This is a genomic window from Roseateles sp. (genome assembly GCF_036404855.1).
In the GTDB taxonomy this organism is placed as follows: Bacteria; Pseudomonadota; Gammaproteobacteria; order Burkholderiales; family Burkholderiaceae_C; genus Pelomonas.
This window is the reverse complement of the sequence record NZ_DASWYS010000127.1, coordinates 16,882-36,191: the sequence shown is the minus strand read 5'-3', so window position 1 is coordinate 36,191 and position 19,310 is coordinate 16,882. Positions and strand designations below refer to the sequence as shown.

Below are 19,310 nucleotides of genomic sequence, written 5' to 3'. Positions count from 1 at the left end.
CGAGCGCATCCCGGGCGATTTCTTCATCGACTGCACGGGCATGCGTGCGTTGCTCATAGGGCAGACGCTGCAGGCGGGCTATGAGGACTGGTCGCACTGGCTCCCCTGCGACCGCGCCATCGCCGTGCCGTGCGAACGGGTGGACCCGTTGCTGCCGATGACGCGCTCCACCGCACACACGGCTGGCTGGCAGTGGCGCATCCCGCTGCAACATCGCACTGGCAACGGGCATGTCTACAGCAGCCGTTTCATGGACGCCCAAGAGGCCGAGGTCATCCTGATGGCCGGGCTCGATGGCAAGCCCACTGCAGCGCCGCGCCACCTGAGCTTCCGCACCGGTCGCGTCGGGCGCTTCTGGATCGGCAACTGCGTCGCCGTCGGACTTTCCAGCGGCTTCCTCGAGCCGCTGGAATCCACCAGCATCCACCTGATCCACATGGCCGTCGCACGCATTCTGGAGTTCTTCCCGAACGCCGGCTTCGACGCTGCCGATATCGACGAGTACAACGCCCTGACGCGCGAGGAGTTCGACAACGTGCGCGACTTCCTCGTGCTGCACTACAAGCTCACGCGCCGCGACGACTCGCCGTTCTGGAATCACTGTCGCCAGATGGAGGTTCCGGAGCGGTTGGCTCGCAAGATGGCGCTGTTCGCCTCCAATGGTCGGGTCTACCGTCGCAGCGACGAGCTGTTCGCCGAAGCGAGCTGGTTGCAGGTCATGATCGGTCAGGGCCTGATGCCGCACGGCCACCATCCCTTCGCCGACCAGCCCGAGGAGGCCGAGGTGCTCGCCTATCTGGAGAACGTGCGCCAGGTGGTGGGCAAGTGCGTGCAGGTCATGCCTGCGCACGCGGAATTCATCGAACGGCACTGCGCCGCGCGCCCCTCCAGCACCATCGCGACACCCCAACCGGCCTGACCCGGCCCCTGGGGCAATGTCTGGTTCGGCGGCGCTTCCTCGTTGTTGCGCCGTCCTTGTTCGCCACTTGGCGAGGCCGCGAAAGCGGCCATTTTTTTGGTTCCAGCCTCGGATGCGAGATTCGGTCCGCGACTTGAAAGCCCCACGCTCGCCCCGACTTTTCCAGCCGATCGACAATCCTTCCCATCATGAAGCTCGACCACACGATCCAAGCCCGCCTCGGCACCTGAGCGCCCTTCGACCGTGTTCGGAAGGTGCCAATCCTTCCGGTCCCAACCAACCCCGGCAGGCCTGTCCCTCCCGGGGTTTTGTTTTTTCGACCTGAGTCCACCATGCGCACGCGCACCTTCGACAAGCTGATCGCCACGATTCCCGAGCGCCGGAGCGCGGCTCGGCCCTGCCTGTCGCGTGCGCGCTTCGGCGTCCTGCTTCCACGCTAGCCCCATGGCGACCTGCCTGGGGCCGGCCACAGCCACCGCACCAGGAACCGCCATGAACTCGAACAACTCCCGCAAGCTGCGCAACATCGGCGTCATTGCCCACGTCGACGCCGGCAAGACCACGACCACGGAACGCATCCTGTTCTACACGGGCGAGAACCATCGCATCGGCGACGTCAACGACGGCAACACGACGATGGACTTCGACCCTCAGGAGCGCCAGCGCGGCATCACCATCCACAGCGCTGCTACGACCGTGCACTGGCAGGGCACCCAGATCAACCTGATCGACACGCCCGGACACATCGACTTCAACCTCGAGGTGCGCCGCTCCCTGCGCGTGCTCGACGGCGCCATCGTCGTCTTCGACGGCGTGGCCGGCGTGGAGCCCCAGACCGAGACCAACTGGCGCCTCGCGGACGAGTACCGCGTGCCTCGCATCGCCTTCGTCAACAAGCTCGACCGCGTCGGCGCGGACTTCGCGCGCGTCGTGGCGTCCATGCAGGAGCGGCTGGGCGCGCGCGTGCTGCCGCTGCAACTTCCCATCGGCGCCGAAGGCCAGTTCCGAGGTGTCGTCGACCTGCTGACCCTGCAGGCCCTGGTGTGGGACCGCGACGACGCCTCCGTGCCGCCGCGCGTCGAAGCCGTACCGCCCGACCTGCTGGATGCGACCAAGGCGGCGCTTGCGCGCATCCATGAAGCCGCCGCTGAACAGGACGACTCGCTGCTGAACGCCTGGCTGAGTGGCGCAGCCCTGCCGCTGGACGAGCTGCGCGCGGCACTGCGCCGGGGCACCATCGCGGGCGCCTTCGTGCCCGTGCTGGCGGGCTCGGCCTTCCGCAATCGCGGCGTTGAACCGCTGCTGGATGCCGTCGTCGCCTACCTGCCTGCGCCCGGTGAAGCCCCCGGCGCCGCGCCCGTTGACGGCCCGCTTTCCGCCCTCGCCTTCAAGTTGAACGCTGACGACCACGGCTCGATGGTGTTCGTGCGTGTCTACAGCGGTCGGCTCAAGCGTGGTGACACCGTCTTCAACGCCAGCACCGGCAAGGCTGAGCGCATCGCGCGCCTGTACGAGATCCACGCGGACCGCCGCGTCGAGCGGGACGAGCTCGTCGCAGGCGACATTGCCGGCATCGTCGGCCTGAAGGATGTGCTGACCGGCCACACACTGGCCGATCGGAAAGACGCGCCCGTGCTGGAGAGCATCGTCGTGCCCGAGGCCGTCATCGACCTCGCCATCGAGCCGCGCCAGCAGGTCGACGCCGCCGCCCTCGCAAAGGGCCTGGCCGTGCTCGTGCGCGAGGACCCGTCGCTGCGCCTGCGCCAGGACGCCGACTCCGGCCAGACACTGCTGTCCGGTATGGGCGAGCTGCAGCTCGAAGTCGCGGTGGAGACGCTGCGCGCGCGCTTCGGCGTCGCCGTGGCCGTGGGCCGCCCGCAGGTTGCCTACCGCGAAAGCATTGCGACGACGGCCGAGGTTCGCCACCTGCATCGCAAACAAAGCGGCGGCCCCGGCCAGTTCGCCGAGCTGACGCTGCGCGTGGCACCGTTGCCGCGCGGGTCCGGCATCCGCTTTGCAAGCCAGGTGGTAGGCGGCGCGATCCCACGCGAGTTCATCCCGGCGGTTGAGGCGGGCATACGCCGCGCAGCCTTGGCAGGTCCATTCGCCGGCTATCCCCTGGTGGACTTCGAGGCGACGCTGGTGGACGGCAGCGCCCATGTGCGCGACTCATCGGCCCTGGCCTTCGAGCTGGCTGCCGCCGCAGCGCTGCGCGAGGGCGTCATGGCAGCGGCGCCTCTGGTGCTGGAGCCCGTGATGGCCGTCGAGGTCATCACGCCGCAGAACTATCTGGGCGACGTCATAGGCGACTTGCTGCGCCGGCGTGGCCAAGTGCAGGGCCAGGACGCACACGGCAACGCCATCGTTGTGACGGCCCATGTGCCGCTGGCACAGATGTTCGGCTACATCGGCCACCTGCGCGCGATCAGCTCGGGACGGGCCCAGTTCACGATGCAGCTGGGCCACTATGGCGAGGCGCCCGCGCGCGCTGCGTTGGCGGCCTGAACGGCGGGTGGGGTGGCCGGCCCTCAGGGCTGACCGCCCCGCCTACTTCGGACGCATCGCGGCCAAGATGGTCTTGCCGCCTTCGTCCAGCAGGATGCGCCAGCGCCATTCGCCGTTGGCGAACTTCACGTCGTAGACGGTTTCTCCCATTCGCCCAACCTCGACGAAGGTCACGCCCTGCAACGGCCCGAGGGCAGCGATGTCGGCGTGGATCTGTGGCAACTGCTCACGCGTCAAGTCCGCCAGGGCGGGGCTGAGCAAGTCGTACCTCGGCGCGCCCGCCTGCAGCTCGGCAATACTGCGTCGGAGCGCGGCCTCGCTGCCGGCCTGGGCCGTCGAGCGCGGGACAAGCAGGCGCTGCTCGATCAGCGCATCCGGGCCGGACGGCGCGTTAGCGGAAAGCGGCTTCTTTCCAGCAGCACCGAGCGCCATCGCATAGGCGCGTGCGAAGGCCTCAGCCGAGGCCGCGGGAACGTCGGGCTCGACGCCACGGCCCTCCCAGCTCGTGAGCGTGATCGGATTCACCGCCTTCCCCGTCGGCAGGAACATGGACAACCCACCATGGAGCGGCCTCACACCACCCGGATTGGCGCCGCCGCCCGTCACTTCCCCCACCAGCGTCGCCAGCTTCAGGTTGCGCATGTCATACGCGAACTCCTCGCCACCCGAAAAGGTTCTCGGGCCGATGAGGAGCACCACGGGCTTGGCCAGGTAGCTGGATGGAACCGCCTCGGTCCAGAACGCGTCCCGCCGGTACTCGTCAGTGCCCGGCTTGCGCCACAAGAGATCGTTGACGTGGACCGGCGTTTTCGGATCGACGAAGAAGCTCACGAAATAGGCAACCGCGCCCGGGGCGCCCCCGCCGTTGCCCCTCAGATCGATGATGAGGGCGTCAGTGCCAGCGAGCAACCGCATGGCTTTGTCCGCCGTCGGCTTGAACAGGTCTTTGGGCACGAACCCGTCGAGGTCCAGGTAGCCGATGTTCTGCTGGAGTACGTCCACTCGGGTGAAACCCGCCTCGCTGCGCAGCGGGGCCTCTCCCCGCCTCTGCGGCTCCCGGCGCCGCTCATTGCCACGCACCCACAGGTGCTTGTCTTGTGTGACGGCGGCCAGATCCTCGGTCAGTCGCTGGGCGAAGGCGTCGGGGTCGGTGATCGCGTCGTACTCGCCGGCCGCCAGCTTGCGGGAAAGGAGCGTCGCAGCGCGCCGCCCCACATCCGGAAACACATACCCCTCCGTCAGGAGCCTGGCAGCGGCGTCCACAACGCCGCGTCTGGCGGTGGCATCGAGGCTGGGCTTCGATGGCGCCCCGCCTGGGGCCTGATCCGCGAACGCCGACAGGCCGATCCCGGCCAACCCGATCAACGCGCTCGACGCGAGCGCGACCGCCATGAAACCCCTTCTCATCTTTGCTGTCTCCCTTGTCTGCGTACCCTCGCCTGCAACGCTGTCGTCACCCCATGAAAACGACGTTCGGTCTGCAGCCCCACTAAGCCAGGTCAAACCAGATCCATCGCGCTTCGGTGCGGGCCACCACGGCGATCTGCCTGACCGTCGACAACTGCAGGCCGTCGCCGCCACGCAACTCCAGCGGCTGCGGCTCGCCGTTCACCTCGACCAGCACAACGCCTTCAAGCACCTGGAGCCAGCCGTAGCGGTTACCCGCGATGTCGTGGCTGCAGCGCTCGCCCGGTTGCCCGGTCACGGCCCAGATGTTCACCGGTGCACGAAGGTGAAGCACACCCGGCTGCTCCGTCGCGCTGGCGACCAGGCGCGGGCCATCCGTGGCGAGCAGTGCGCCCTCCAGAAGCTGGTACCGCGGCGGGAGGGCATCGGCGTCGCCGTGCAGCCAGATCTGGAACAGGTGCGTCGTTGCATCGGCCGCCGGGTTGCGCTCCGAATGCCTGACGCCGGTGCCGGCGCTGATGAGCTGGACATCGCCTGCACGCAGGCGCCCCTGGTGGCCCGCCGAATCTCGATGCTCCAGCTCTCCGGACAGCATGAACGTCAGGATCTCAAAGTGATCGTGAGCATGCTCGGCGAAGCCCGAGCCGCCGGCAACGATGTCCTCGTTGATCACACGCAGGGCACGAAAACCCATCCGCGTCGGATCGTTGAACGAGCCGAAGGAGAACGTGTAGTGCGCCTGCAGCCATCCCGTCCTGGCCCAGCCACGGGCCTGCCGGTCATGAAACACGTCACTCATCGTCTGCGGCCCATGTGGATTCTCATGCGGGCTTTATAGCTGGCGCGTCCGGCGCGGCCTTGCGCCGCCCTAGACTGGCTGCCGGTAACGCTGCCCCTTGAAGCGCAGCACGAGTTCGCGCGGCCGGATCTGTTCCAGCACCAGGTCGGCACCCAGCTTCGCGCCTTCACGCTGCACCTCGCCGTTGATCATCACGAAGCGACTTGCCGGGTCATCCGAATAGACCGAACCGCTGATCACCAGCTTGGGCAATTCGCGCTGCGTGCTGTCGGGCAGCTCGGCCAGCCGCGGGATGCGGGCTTCGGCCGACGGCACCGGGGCTGGAGGAGTCGCGGGACTCGCTGCCGGCTGGACGGCAAGCACGGGAGCGGGCGCCGGTGCGATGGCCACCGCACCCGGCGGCGGAGCGGGCGGCAGGTAGGGGGAGACCGAGGCTGCTGGGGACCGCACCGGCGCGCTGGCGACCGGCAGAGCCGTCGGCACGGCTGGTGCGGTCACGGGCGCCGTGGCGGCGGGCGGCACGGGCGACGGCACGGGCTGCGGCGACTGCGTAGCGGCTTCTTGGGGGCCGCCGGTCAACCAACTGCCGGCGACTATGCCGACCAACAGGAGCAAGCCGCCGCCTGCCAAGGGCAGCCAGCGGCGCGGGCTGACGGCCGGCGCGGGCTGGCGGCCAGACGACAGTTGAGTGTGCAGACCCGGCACCTGGCCGCGCTCGCGTTCGCGATCGGCTTCGGCCCGGCGCAGGGCATCGAGGATGTAGGACATGGCGTTCGGTCGGTCGATTCTCAGCGCGCCGCGTCCAGGCGCGGTTCGGCCACGCCGGTGGCCCGATTGATCTGCATCAGCGTGATGGGGCCGACGCGGCCGTCCGGCTGCAGTCCCTGAGTGGCCTGGAAGGCCTGAACCTGGGCGGACAGCTCGACCCCGCCCAGTGGTGCGGAGGCAGACGGCCCGGCCAGGCCGGCCAGTTGGGCGGCCAGCCAGTCGCGCAATGGCGCGCCGTTGTCGGCCCTGTTGGCGTAGCCCGGCGGCACGCGCCAGAAGGTGGTGAACTCGCCGCGCCATGCGCCGGCCAGTTCGGACACCGCGACGCGGCGCGGTGTGCCGTCCACCAGCAGCGTGGCCCACTGTCCGTCCAGCGCATCCAGCCCCACCAGCGCAGCCAGGGCGGCCGGCCGGCCGGAGCGTTGCAGCGTCAGCAGCACGGGGCGGTCGATCAGGCGGATCAGCGACAGGCTGCCGTTGCTGCTTCGGTAGCACTGCAGGCCGCGCTGGGCGGCCGCGGCGCAGGGGTCGGCCAGCGCCGGCAGGGGCAGCCCCCAGCGCTGGGCCAGCCCCGCCCACGCGTCGCTGTCACGCGGCGTCCATTCGGCCAGGCTCAGCGGCTCGGGCGCCGGCTCGGCGCTGCTGGCGGCACTCGCGGCAGGGGCGGCCGCCGAGGCCGCGCTGGCGGGCGACGACGCGGCATGAGCCGCCATGGACACCGCTGGGGCACCGGCTTGAGACTGCCGCTGCAGCCCCCAGGTCAGCCCTGCGCCAGCCACGGCAGCAGCCAGCACCGCCAAGGTCAGGACGACGGGCGTGGACGCGCGCCTGGGCGCCGGCACGTCGTGCTGCGCATCGAACACCTCGGCCGCGGCCTGCCGCACGATGGCTCGCGTGACCTGCGCCTGGCCGCTGGCATAACCGCCCAGCAACGAGCGGTCGCATAGCAGGTTGATGCGACGCGGCACGCCGCGGGTGAGCTGGTGGATGAGGCGTAACGATGCGGTGTCGAATGGCAGCGCGCCTGTGAGGCCGGCCACATTCAGGCGGTGGCGGATGTACTGCGCCGTCTCGGCCTCGGACAGCGCGCCCAGGTGGAAGCGGGCGATGACGCGCTGCGCCAGTTGCTCCAGCTCCGGCCGCGCCAGCATGCCGCGCAGCTCCGGCTGGCCGATCAGCACCACCTGCAGCAGCTTGCGCTCACGGGTCTCCAGATTGGTCAGCAGCCGCAGTTGCTCCAGCACGTCGGCCGAGAGGTTCTGCGCCTCGTCGATGATGAGCACGTTGTTGCGCCCGGCCGCGTGCTGCGCCAACAGGAAGGCGTTGAGCGGGTCGACGTAGTCCTTCACCGTCTGCGCACCCGAGGAAACCGGAGCATGAAACTCGTCGCAGATGGCCTGCAGCAGCTCGGGTACGGTGAGCTTGGGATTGAAGATGTAGGCGACGTTGCAGTTCGCCGGGATTTGCTCCAGAAAGCAACGGCAGACGGTGGTCTTGCCAGCCCCGATCTCGCCGGTGAGCAGCACGAAGCCGCCGCCACCGTCCAGCCCGTAAAGCAAGTGGGCCAGCGCCTCGCGATGGCGCTCGCTCATGAACAGGTAGTGCGGGTCCGGCGCGATCGAGAACGGCGGTTGTTTCAAGCCGAAGAAGGGCGCGTACATGGCCGGCAGGATAACCAGGGTGCCGGCCCGTCGCGCGACCCGGTGGCTATTCGATGCGGGCCTCGCCCCAGGTCACGACTATGGGGCCCGCGGCGTCGGCACCATGCTGACGCGCGACCAGCTCCACCAGCGCCACCCCACGCAGGTCTGCAACGAGTTCACGCACCGGCTCGTCGAACCTGATCGGCCCCGTCGCCGCGAGGCGGCGGCCATCGCCCCAGACCTCGAAACTGACTTCGGCGCTCTTGCCGCGCGTCGAGTCGTCCACGCCAACGCGCGCCGTGAAGCGCTGTGAGCCTGCGGGTACCTGCACTTGCAGGCGTGAGTCGGCCAGGCTGCCGATGCCATGACGGAAGGACTGGCCCTTCACGCTCAGCGCCTGGTCGTAGGGTGTCGAATCGGCGCGCGGCCCGCCCCAACCGGCATAGGCCGGGCGCGTGCCGCCATTGTCAGTGGTGGACCACGACGCCAGCGCGCGGTAGACGACCGGATCCTGCTCGAGCGCGCGGATGCCGTCACGCGCGACGTAGACGCTGCCCGGCCGCTCAGACACGAAATAGCCGCGCGGCAGCATGTGCTTGCCGCTGGCGGTGAACAGCAGCGCCTCACGCGGCTGCAGCTCGAACTCCCTACTGCCCGTGAAGCGGCCGGCGTCTGCTCGGGCCCAGGCGTCACGCAGCACGATGGGCACGGTCGCGTCCATCTTGAGGTGCTCGGCGGTCAGCGTGAACCGGGCGGGGGCGCCGGTGCGGTTGAACAGCAGCACCGCCTTGCGCCCGTCGGCCAGCGTCTTCACCAAGATCTGCCGGTCGCTGTCGGCATAGGCGAGGACGCCCTGGTGGCCGGCTGGATCCTGGTTGATGGCAACGACTTCGGGGGCCTTCAGGATGTCGATGATGGCGGGCGACACCTTGGACAGGTCAGTGCCGATCATCAGCGGCGCGGCCACGATGGCCCACAGGCCCATGTGGGTGCGCGCTTCCGTCAGGTGATTGCCGTCGAAGTCACCGTTGCCGATTTCCAGCATGTCTGGATCGTTCCAGCGGCCGGGGCCGGCATAGAACTCGCGCGTGGCCACGGTGTCGAAGTTGTGCACCATCTGCGAGAAGCCCTTGGCGATGTCGCGGCTGGTGCGCCACATCGTCCCGTAGTCCTGCCCCCATGCCCGAACGTTGACGGTGCCCCAGAGGCACACCGACAGCACATAGTCGTTGGCGGGTCGCACCTTGTGCAGCGCCTGCTTCAGCCCTGCGTAGAGCTTCTTGGTGCCTTCGACGTCGGACTGGTTGATATTGCCTTCCAGGATGGTGGGCTTGTATTCGCGGTACTGACCCGACGCCACATGCGGCCGGTCGCGACCGTAGGAGGACAGGCCGCAGCCGTCCACCTTCAGGTAGTCGAAGTTCCACTCTCCGAAGAACAGCGCGATGTCCTGCTCGACGAAGCCCATCAACCCCACCTCGCGCTCGGCATGCGTGCCCTCAGGCAAGTTGGGGCTGTCGGCATCGTAGGCCTGCGAGCAGGCATTGCGACCGATGTCGGTGTACAGGCCAGCCTTCAGGCCCATCGCATGGATGCGGTCGGTGAACGGCCGCAGCGATGAGTTCCTGCCCGTGGCGGCGCTGGGGAACAGGCCGGTGCGAACCTGCAGTCGGCCGTCGTCGGTGCGGCGCTTGAGCCACCAGCCATCGTCGATGTTGATGCTGCGGTAGCCGGCCTGCGCGAGCCCCGAGCTGACGATGACCCCTGCCGAGTCCAGCACCTTCTGCTCCGTGATGTCGACGCGGAACGCGTTCCAGCTGGACCAGCCCATGGGCGGCGTGGGCGAGGTGCCGACGGGCTGGTGCTCCCAGCGCCCGGTAGGCTTCAGCGACTGCTGCGCCTGGGCTGACGTCAATGTGAGTGCGGCGAGGGCAAGCGTGAGCAGTTTCATGTGACAGGCAACAGACGGCCGAAGGCGGCCGGAACATGAAAGTCGGGGAAGGCGGTCCGGGTCGGACTCCAGGCGGAATACACGCGATCCTTGCCCTGCCCCTCCACACGGAACAGGTTCAGGCGCCAGCCGTCCTCAGCGCCGCGCATGGGCACGGCCAGCTCGGCCGTCCAGACCTTGTGCTGTGCATCGATCTGCACCTTGGCACGGCTCTCGCCGACGATGCGCTTCTTGCCTGACGCCTCGACGGCGATTTCCAGCAGCAGCCCGTTGGGCGACACCTCGACCTCGCGGTAGCTCTTCAGCCCTGCGCGGTCCGGCGCCTGCAGGAAGACCTCGACGACGTCGCGCTCCCACAGCGGCCAGATATCGGTGGACGAACCGGCGCGCTCGAAGGTACTGAGCGTGTCGAACTTGCAGATGAAGCGCAGATAGAGCTGGCCAGCGCCGCGCAGCAGCTGCACACGAGTGGACTGCGGGCCGGCGAGCGTGCGGCCCTGCCAGTCATGGCGGAAGAAGGCGGCAGGTGCGTCGGCCCATTGCGAGATCCGCGGGAAGCCGTCCGCGCCCACGCCGGACACCCGGCCGGCGAAGGCGACCGGCAGCGCGTCCGGCGCCTCGGGGCGAGCCTCAATCAACAGGCTGTGCGCGAAGCGGACGGGCAGCGTGGGCTTGTCAGCGGTTACCGAGCCGATCTCCTTGCCGGTGAGCGAGTCCCGCAGCGTCCAGCGACCTGCGCCCAAGCCACGCAGTGTGACCGGGGCGTCCCAGCGATCGGCATAGAAGGCGTAGTGCAGTGCCCCGCCCTGTTCAACGACGTGAGTCTCCGGCTTGTCGAAGCCGAGGTCATACAGCTCTCCGCGATAGCGGCCTTCGGCCAGCCGCTGCCTGTTGTACAGGTCGACCCACTGGCGCCAGTGCGCCTCGCGCTCGGGCGTCAACAGGAACGAATCCTTGGGCTTCGGGTCCACCGGCCAGGTGAACTTGGTGGCCACCACGGCGCCGATGCCGACGCTGGACGCGAAGTCCTGCCCGCCCGTGCTCAGCTCCACATGGTCGCCCGCATAGGCGGACCACGGCCCCATCAACGCCTTCAAGGTCTTGCCCTTGTGACGCACCTGCCAGCTGGACAGGGGGTCCGACGACGGCGCCTGGTCCATAAAAGGCATGTTGTGGAAGGCATAGCTGGTGCCGCAGGGGCAGACCTCCACCACCGCTTCGGGGTTGGCGGCGTGGGCCGTGTCGTGCATGACCTTGTAGAACGCGGGGACCGCTTCGACCGACGCCTCAGGCCGTGCATGCTTGTGCTTTGGGTTGAAGCACGGCGCGACGCCATTCAGGTGCTGGCCATCGACCTTGAGGCCGTCGAAACCCCAGTCGCCGATGATCATCTTGATGGTGGCGGCCAGACGCGCCTGCGTCTTCTCGTAGGCGGGGCATAGGTAGAAGCTGTTCCACCAGGTCACGTTCTGCACGGCGCCGTCGCGGTCCAGAAGCAGCAAATCCGTGTGGTCGTGCAGCTCATCACTGCCCGGCGCGACGGCCAAAGGTGCGATCCACAATCGGGCCTTCATGCCGCGGTCGTGGATGTCCGCGACCAGCGCCTTCATGTCCTCGTCGCCGCGCGGGAACTTGGCACGGTCGGGTGTCCAGTCGCCGGTTTTTACCTGCCAGCCGTCGTCGAGGACCGCCCACTTGAAGCCCAGCTCCTGAACCTTGGGCAGCGTGGCGCGCACGTAATCCAGCGAGAAGTCGCGCTCATAACCCCAGGCGCACCACTGTGCTTCATAGGCGCTTTGCGGCGGCTCGGGTGCGGCCAGGCCCAGGGCTGCCATCAGGCGGCGGTAGCGGTCCAGCGGCACGAAGAAGTCGCCGCGGTGCACGGCAATGAAGGTCGGCGGCGTGATGAGCGTAGCGCCTGGCGCCAGGGTCTGCGGTTCGTCGCCACGCAGGGCGATGTCGACCCGGTCGCCGATGGCCTTCACGGGCAATGCAACGAGCTGCGGTTGAAGGGCCAGATGCCCGACGGCCAGGCCGACATCGCGCCGCCAGACATCGACGACCGGCGTTCCGCCGCCATAGTCCGACGCATTCATACCCATGAAGTTGCGCTGCTCGAAGCCGCGCTTGACGGGCTGAACCCAGTCGCGTCGGTCGGCGTGGCTCGCACCAGAGTAAGTCCACCAGCCTCCAGCATGCCGCGGCGCGGCGGCCAGGCGATGGGCTGCGTTGACCCAGGCGTCAATGGCCACGGGCCCAGCGCCGGCATTGGCGTAGCTGACGTCCAACAGCGCGACGCCGGGGTACTCGTCCAGCAACGTGACAGTGACGCGCTTCTCCAGCCCGTCCGACGAGCGGCCGGTGAGCCGCAGCGCCTGTCCGGCGCCGAAGGGCGTGACCACGCCGGTGGCCGGCTGGGCCCGCTGCAGCGCGAAGCGCGCGACGGCCTTGCCCTGCACAACAAGGTGCTCGCTGGCGTCGAAGCTCGTCAGCTCGACGGGCTGCCTGCCGAGCAGACTGACGACGCGGCAGCGCATCTGCTCGTCGAACTGCAGCGACAGCGCGGCGTCCTGCACACGCACGTGGCCGCGGCCCTGTGCCTGCGCCAGGGGCAGTTGCGTGGCCAGCGGCGCGGCGCCCAGCCATTGCAAGAAGGCACGACGCGCCGTCATCGCTTGCCACTCCAGGCGCCAGGGAAGGCGCGCTCGGCATTGCGACGGTAAAGCTTGTCCACCACCGTGCGGGGCAGCGCCAGGCCCGTCACGGGCTCGTCGAGGTCCGACACCTTGAAACTGTCCGAGGTATTGAAGTAGCGCCAGTGCATGCGCCAAACGACTTCAGCCTCTCGGGCCAGCGCGGTGCCGTCCTGGTCGGGTGCCTGCGCCATGTCGCTGCCGTACAGCACGCGGTCCTGGTACTTGATGAAGAAGCGGCGTACGCGCTCGCGGTCCTTCTGGCTCTGGTACTGCAGCTGGCCGATCCGCGCGGCCACGTCAACCACGGCGTTGGGAAACTTGTCGAGGAAGGCGGCCAGTTCATCAACGTCACGCTCGAGAGACGCCAGGTGCACGCCGACGAAGTGCAGGCTCGGGTGGGCCGCCACCATGCGGTCACGGGCGGCCATCTGGGCCTCCCAGCTGGGCATCTCGGGATGAAGGTGCATGTGGTACTGCGGGTGGGCCTTGAAGTACTCGCGGTCATTGTTGACCGTCATCTGCTCCAACGGCAGCCAGCAGTTGTGCGGCTCGCCCTGGTGGCCGAGCAGCGGGATGCCGCGCCGGGCAAAGTCGTCGAACAGTGGCGCGAAGCGCGCGTCGTCGATCATGACGAGGTGGTCGTCGCTACCGCGCAGACTCATGCCGATGTTCTTCCACACCTTCACGCCCGCTGCGCCGGCTTTCAGCGCGCCGTCCACGCGCTGGCGTGTGGCGGCCAGCCAGGCCGGCTGGTCGGAACCGTCCACCGGGAAGCTGGCAACCCAGGCCACGTCGCGCGGGAACTTTGCCTTCAGCTGAATCGCCGCGCGCTGCTGCTCTTCCAGCGGCGGGAAGTCCGGGTAGTCGACGTTGATCGTCAGTACCTTGAAGTTCTGATGCCGGGCCGCGGCCATGAAAGCCGGGCTGGGGTTGTGCAGATGCAGGTGAACGTCGATCTTCGCGACGCGGCCGTAGTCAGCCATCGTGTAGCTCGGCTCGGCGGCCTGCGCAGGAAAAAAGGCCGCCCCGGCAAGCAGGGCGGCAACGGAGGAGACAAGAGATCGCATATCAATCAGTCCAGGTATTTCGAGCCGAGCGTTGCGCCGTCACAAGCCGGCCCGCGCAGGCGATGCGCTTGCGGCTCGAGACCGCAAGCGTCGACGTCCCCTCGAGGACTCGCCAAGCTTGCCGGCGTTTCGCCAGGCAATGCTGCACCAGGGGCATCAGAACTTGATGCTCGCACCGAGCGTGATCGCACGGCCGTAGCGGTAGTAGCCCTGGGGCAGCTTCACGTCGTTGTTGCCCAGCGTGTACTCCTGCGTCGCGTCGGTGAGGTTGTTGCCTTCGATGCTGATGCGCAGCCACTTGTTCACTTCGTAGGCGATCTGCGCCGTCATCCAGGTCACGGCCTTGGCGCGCTCGTTGAAGCCGGCGCCCAGCACGTTGGTGGCAGTGACGAAGGCGTCCGTGTGGTCGGCCGTGGCGCTCATGCTCCATGGCCCCTTCTCGTACAGAACGCCTAGGGACGACGTCGCAGGCGCGATGCCTTCCAGCGCACGCTCTTGGCCGTCCACCCAGCTGCGCGACTTGTTGCGGGTGTACTGCGCCCTCACGCCGAAGCCATTGCTCCAGAGGTGCTGCAGGCCGATCTCGAAGCCGCGCGCGGTGGCCTTGTCACCGTTGATGGGCCGGCTGACGTTGAACAGCCGCCCAGGCACACCGATGTCTTGGCCCGTCAGGTACTGGGTGGTGATCTGGTTCTTGATGTTCTTTTGGTAGACGGCAAAGCTGAGCGCCGAGTCCTTGGCGTAGTACCACTCCAGCGACACGTCGGCCTGGCGGGCGCTGTAGGGCTTGAGTTCGGCGTTGCCACCGAAGATCTGGCTGAACTCGCCCCAGGAGATGCTGGCGGTGGTGTTCGTCGGTGCCAGCTTGTCCACCGAGGGCCGTGCCATGGTCTTGGCAGCGCCCACGCGCAGTTGCAGGTCGTTGGTGAACAGGTAGGTGAAGTTGACCGAGGGCAACGCGAAGTTGTAGCTGGCCTCCTGCTGCACCACGGACGGCGGTGCGTAGACGGCGGTGTAGTTCCAGGGGCCGTTCTCGATGATGCTGGTGATCTTGGCGTCCCAGGCCTGCGACGTGGTCTTGGTCTTCACGAAGCGGATGCCGGCATCCGCGTTCCAGCCATCGCCAGCCAGATCGGCCTGCACGAAGGCCGTCGTGGTCTTCTCGGTCACCCGATAGCTCTCGAGCGGGTTCCACGCCGGCGCCGAGAGGTCCGTGCTGTAGACGCCGCCACCGGGCCGCGGCTTGCCGTCGTAGGACTTCAGGGCCTGCGCGTAGGTGTCGACGTCGAAGCCCAGGAAGTTGCGCGGGAAATTCCCGCTCACGCCGTCCAGGAACCCCTTGGGGCTCAGCGTCTGGTTGATGACGTTCCCCCCCAGCGCGCCGACATTGATCGCGTTCTGACCTGAGTAGTGATCGGCGCCACCGTTGAGCGCGTTGTTCACCAGGTCGCGCGACTTCTTCCGGTTGGTCTGGCTCAGGCCGAACTTCAGCGAGTCGATGTAGAAGCGATCCACCGACCAGACGGCATCGACGTTGACGCCGTTGATCTTGTCGTCGATGTTGTCACCGGCGCGGCTGTAGTAGTGGGTGTTGAAGTCGCTGGCCTTGAAGAGGCCTTGCGCCAGGCCGGTCTGCAGGTCGCGGCCATCGGCGAAGGTGGTCTTCACGTCGGGGACCGCCGCACCGGTCAGCTGGATGCGAGTCACGTTCGGCTGGTTCATGCGCAGCACGACATAGCTGTCCTGCCCGCCCGAATGGCGCTTGGAGGTGGATTCGTAGAGGTCGCCGGTCACCTTCAACGTGGGTGAGAGCTTCCATTCCGCGTTGGCGCCGTACATCGCCGTGTCGACGACGCGGTACTCGGTCTTGTTCAGCAGCTCGGGGTTGAGCCGCATCTCCGGATCGGTGCTGGACAACGTCAGGTCGGTGACGACGCCGTTGGTGATCTTCATGTTGGACCAGCGACCCGGCGCATACAGCGGATAGAAGGAGAGCTGATAGCCGACCTGCGGCGAGTTCAGGCGGGTCTTGAAGCCGTCTACGACGACCTTCAGGTCGCTGCTGGGCCGCCACTCCACCTTGCCCGACAGCGCCGTGCGCTTCTTCTTCTCCATGATGGAGCCGAAGCGGAACTGGCCAGGGCCGATCAGGCCTTCCTCGTCGAGGTCCAGCTGACCGTTGCCGTTGGGGTCGATGGCCCCACCCCAGGTGTTGCCCCACTGCCAGAAGGCTTCCGGGTCGCTAGGCTTGGGATTGCGACTCCAGCCGCCGTCATTGCCCGCAGTGTCGGTGCGAACGTCGCGGTTGGCGACCACCACCCCCAGCAGCACACCCAACGTGTCGCCGAACGTATTGCTGTAGGTGCCGGACAGCTTCTTGCCGTTCAGCCCGCTCATCTGGTTGCGGTCGGCCTCGAGGCGCAGCAGTCCGCGCTGGCCCTTCTGGTCGAAGGGGCTGGCGGAACGCAGGTTCACCAGGCCACCGATGGCGCCTTCCATCAGGGACGCTTGCGTGGACTTGATGACGTCCGCGCCGCTGATCACATCGGCCGGCAGCACGTCGTAGGCGAAATATCGGCCCGCACTGTCGGTACCCAGCAGGCGGCTGTTGAAGGTCGTGATCGTGTACTCCGGGCCGAGGCCGCGGATGCTGACCTTCTGGCCCTCGCCGCCTGCCGTGCGCGAGATGGCCACGCCAGTGATGTGGCTCAGCGAGTCGGCCACGTTGTTGTCGGGGAAGCGGCCCAGCTCGGTGGCGCTGATGCTGTCCTGCACGCCGGCGGCGTTGCGCTTGAGAGCCAGCGAGCGCTGCAGGCTGGCGCGGGTGCCCGTCACCTCCACACGCTCCAACGTGTCGGTCTCGGGCTTGTCGGTGGCCTGCTGGGCGAGGGCCGGCGCTGCACTGCCTAGGGCTGCCAGGGCCACCAGGCCGGCCAGCGTCAGCGGGTGCAGCGCAAAACAGGGTTGCAGTCGAGGACTCATCAAACGGTTCCTTTTGTGTCTGGGGCTGCCGTCAGGGCAGCGCGAAGCAGTCTGCGAATGGGTGCCGGGGCAGCTTTCCCCCGGTGCGGGTTGCCGGCTCCGGAAGGCCCCGAGCCGGCTTGACGCAAGTCTACGAATCCTTTCGTTTGATTTCGTATATCGTTTTCACGGATGCCGAATGCTTTCGATGAATGATGCCACGAAAGCCTTCGTCGGAGCTGACATAGAGGATTTTGCTCGATCTATATAGAGATCGTCGACTCCCCTCTCAAATTTGGCATACGAAAGTCCTTCCACCATTGTGTTTTCGTTTTTGTTCGCTTATGCTTTCGCTCGAAAGTCACACCGACGCTCCACGGCAACACGAAAGAAGTCTCGATGCAGAGCAACTGGCTCACCTACGCGCTGATCACTACCGGGCTCTGGGGCCTGTGGGGCGCCTTCACCGGCCTGCCCTCCGAGCACGGCTTCCCTGACACGCTGATCTACGTCGTCTGGGCGCTGACGATGATCCCGCCGGCACTCATCGTGCTGGCCCGCGCTGGCTGGCGCATCGACAGGGATCGCCGCTCAGTGCTGCTGGGCTTGACCGTCGGGCTGCTGGGCGCCGGCGGCCAGATGCTGCTGTTCCGTGCCGTGCAGCTCGGCCCGGCCTACCTGATCTTCCCGATCGTCTCGCTGTCGCCGGCCATCACCATCGCGCTGTCCTTTGGCCTGCTGGGCGAGCGCACCGGCAAGCTGGGCGTGGCGGGCATCGCGCTCGCGCTTTGCGCGCTGCCGTTGTTCGACATGCAATTGGGCCAGGGCGCCCAGGGGCTCGGCATGTGGTTCGTGCTGGCACTCGTCGTGATGGCTGCCTGGGGCCTGCAGGCCTACTTCATCAAGCTGGCCAACGCAGGAACCAGCGCTGAGAGCATCTTCTTCTACATGATGCTGGGAGGCTTGGCCTGCGTGCCGGCCGCGCTGTGGCTGACGGATTTCTCCCAGCCCATCAATTGGCGCTGGCAGGGACCGGGTCTCGCGGCAGTCATCCAGGTGCTCAATGCCATCGGCGCGCTGACCTTGGTCTACGCCTTCCGCTACGGCAAGGCCCTCGTCGTCTCGCCCCTCGTCAATGCCGGCGCACCACTGCTGACGGCCGTGCTGTCCATGGCCGTCAGCGGCGCGATGCCGACCGGCACCAAGCTGCTGGGCGTCGGGCTCGCCCTGCTCGCCGCGTTGATGCTCGCGCTGCAGCCCGAGAACCCCTCTTCCACACAAGCCGTTTCAGGAGACGCCGCATGAAGCTCATGCTCGACCTCGTGCGCCGCCACAAGCAAGCCGGCGCCGGCCCCGCCGTCGGTATTCCGTCCGTCTGCTCGGCCCATCCCGTCGTCATCGCTGCGACGCTGCGCGAATGCGCCGCCCAGGGCAGGCCCGCCCTCATCGAGGCCACGTCCAACCAAGTCAACCAGGACGGCGGCTATACCGGCATGACGCCGCAGAACTTCCGCAGCTATGTGCAGGACCTGGCCGCCGCAGAGGGCCTGGCGCCCGAGCTGCTCCTGTTGGGTGGCGACCACCTCGGCCCCAATGCCTGGCGCAAGCTGCCGGCCGATGGCGCCATGGCCAAGGCCGAGGTCATGGTGACGCAGTACGTGAGCGCGGGCTTCCGCAAGATCCACCTGGACTGCTCCATGTCATGTGCCGGCGACCCGGTTCCCCTGCCTGAACCCGAGATCGCCGCCCGCGCCGTGCGCCTGTGCCTTGCGGCTGAGCAGGCTTGGGCAGAGGCCCCCGAGCGCGGCCAGCCACCGGTCTACGTCATCGGCACTGAGGTGCCCGTGCCCGGTGGCGCGCACGAAGATCTCGGCGAGCTGGCCGTGACCTCGCCAGAAGCCGCTGCATCCACGCTGGAGCTGCACCGCGTCGCCTTCCAGCGCGCCGGACTGGATGCCGCCTGGGAACGCGTCATCGCCATGGTCGTGCAGCCCGGCGTGGAGTTCGACCACCACAAGGTCATCGACTACCGCCCCGACAAGGCCCGGGCCTTGAGCGCCTTCATCGAAAGCCAGCCCCGCCTCGTCTTCGAGGCCCATTCCACGGACTACCAGACACCCGAGCGCCTGGCCCAGCTGGCGCGCGACCACTTTGCCATTCTCAAGGTCGGCCCCGGCGTGACCTTCGCGTTGCGCGAGACGCTGTGGGCACTGGCTGCGGTCGAACGCGAATGGGTGGGTGAAGGCGACGGCCTAGTCGACACCGTGCTGGGCGTCATGCGCGCCGAGCCTGAGCATTGGCGCGGCTATTACCAGGACCCGGCTCGGCTGGACGTCGACCTCGCCTACAGCCTGAGCGACCGCATCCGCTACTACTGGGCTCACCCGGCCGTACGCGAGGCCTGCCGGACCATGCTGGCGCGCCTGGACGCCGCGCCGCCCCCGCTGACGCTGCTCAGTCAGTACCTGCCTCGCCAGTACGAGGCAGTGCGCGACGGCCGCATCTCCATGCACACGGACGCCTTGCTGCGAGACGGCACTGTCCAGGCTCTGCGCCCCTACCTGCAAGCCTGCAGCGCATGAAGACCTTGGCCT

The 19,310-nt window shown here is 67.7% G+C and carries 12 protein-coding genes; 4 read left to right on the top strand and 8 right to left on the bottom strand.

Annotated elements, in window-relative coordinates; all coding sequences use genetic code 11:
* Positions 1 to 919, top strand: a 919-nt coding sequence (locus VGF12_RS08730; protein WP_331175648.1) for a tryptophan halogenase family protein, incomplete at its 5' end; no start/stop codon positions are given.
* Between the two features lie 492 nt (positions 920 to 1,411).
* Positions 1,412 to 3,424: an elongation factor G gene (fusA, locus tag VGF12_RS08725; RefSeq protein ID WP_331175647.1), complete on the top strand. Its 2,013-nt coding sequence runs from the start codon at positions 1,412 to 1,414 to the stop codon at positions 3,422 to 3,424.
* Positions 3,425 to 3,466: 42 nt separating this feature from the next.
* Here fusA and VGF12_RS08720 read toward each other — a convergent pair whose 3' ends face one another.
* The 8 genes from VGF12_RS08720 to VGF12_RS08685 all read right to left on the bottom strand — a co-directional run bounded on the left by VGF12_RS08720 (position 3,467) and on the right by VGF12_RS08685 (position 16,737).
* The gene (locus tag VGF12_RS08720) at positions 3,467 to 4,816 is read right to left on the bottom strand and encodes a S41 family peptidase (RefSeq protein WP_331175646.1); all 1,350 of its coding nucleotides are present in this window, start codon (positions 4,814 to 4,816) and stop codon (positions 3,467 to 3,469) included.
* Positions 4,817 to 4,913: 97 nt separating this feature from the next.
* The gene (locus VGF12_RS08715; RefSeq protein WP_331175645.1) at positions 4,914 to 5,630 is read right to left on the bottom strand and encodes a pirin family protein; all 717 of its coding nucleotides are present in this window, start codon (positions 5,628 to 5,630) and stop codon (positions 4,914 to 4,916) included.
* Positions 5,631 to 5,699: 69 nt separating this feature from the next.
* Complete coding sequence (locus tag VGF12_RS08710) at positions 5,700 to 6,398, bottom strand: general secretion pathway protein GspB (RefSeq protein WP_331175644.1); 699 nt, start codon at positions 6,396 to 6,398, stop codon at positions 5,700 to 5,702.
* A gap of 20 nt (positions 6,399 to 6,418) precedes the next feature.
* Complete coding sequence (locus tag VGF12_RS08705) at positions 6,419 to 8,059, bottom strand: ExeA family protein (RefSeq protein ID WP_331175643.1); 1,641 nt, start codon at positions 8,057 to 8,059, stop codon at positions 6,419 to 6,421.
* Between the two features lie 46 nt (positions 8,060 to 8,105).
* Positions 8,106 to 9,992 (bottom strand): NPCBM/NEW2 domain-containing protein, encoded by a 1,887-nt coding sequence (locus VGF12_RS08700; protein ID WP_331175642.1) that lies wholly within the window; start codon positions 9,990 to 9,992, stop codon positions 8,106 to 8,108.
* The gene (locus VGF12_RS08695; protein ID WP_331175641.1) at positions 9,989 to 12,664 is read right to left on the bottom strand and encodes an alpha-galactosidase; all 2,676 of its coding nucleotides are present in this window, start codon (positions 12,662 to 12,664) and stop codon (positions 9,989 to 9,991) included. Before VGF12_RS08695 ends, VGF12_RS08700 begins: the two co-directional genes overlap by 4 nt.
* Positions 12,661 to 13,755, bottom strand: a complete 1,095-nt coding sequence (locus tag VGF12_RS08690; protein ID WP_331175640.1) for a hypothetical protein — start codon at positions 13,753 to 13,755, stop codon at positions 12,661 to 12,663. Before VGF12_RS08690 ends, VGF12_RS08695 begins: the two co-directional genes overlap by 4 nt.
* Before the next feature lie 156 nt (positions 13,756 to 13,911).
* Positions 13,912 to 16,737: a TonB-dependent receptor gene (locus VGF12_RS08685; RefSeq protein WP_331175639.1), complete on the bottom strand. Its 2,826-nt coding sequence runs from the start codon at positions 16,735 to 16,737 to the stop codon at positions 13,912 to 13,914.
* A gap of 378 nt (positions 16,738 to 17,115) precedes the next feature.
* Between VGF12_RS08685 and VGF12_RS08680 the strand changes: the two genes are divergently transcribed.
* Together VGF12_RS08680 and VGF12_RS08675 are read left to right on the top strand one after the other, a co-directional pair.
* On the top strand, positions 17,116 to 18,021 hold the full coding sequence (locus tag VGF12_RS08680; protein WP_331175638.1) for an EamA family transporter: 906 nt from the start codon (positions 17,116 to 17,118) through the stop codon (positions 18,019 to 18,021).
* On the top strand, positions 18,018 to 19,298 hold the full coding sequence (locus tag VGF12_RS08675) for a D-tagatose-bisphosphate aldolase, class II, non-catalytic subunit (RefSeq protein WP_331175637.1): 1,281 nt from the start codon (positions 18,018 to 18,020) through the stop codon (positions 19,296 to 19,298). Before VGF12_RS08680 ends, VGF12_RS08675 begins: the two co-directional genes overlap by 4 nt.
* Positions 19,299 to 19,310 lie beyond the last annotated feature (12 nt).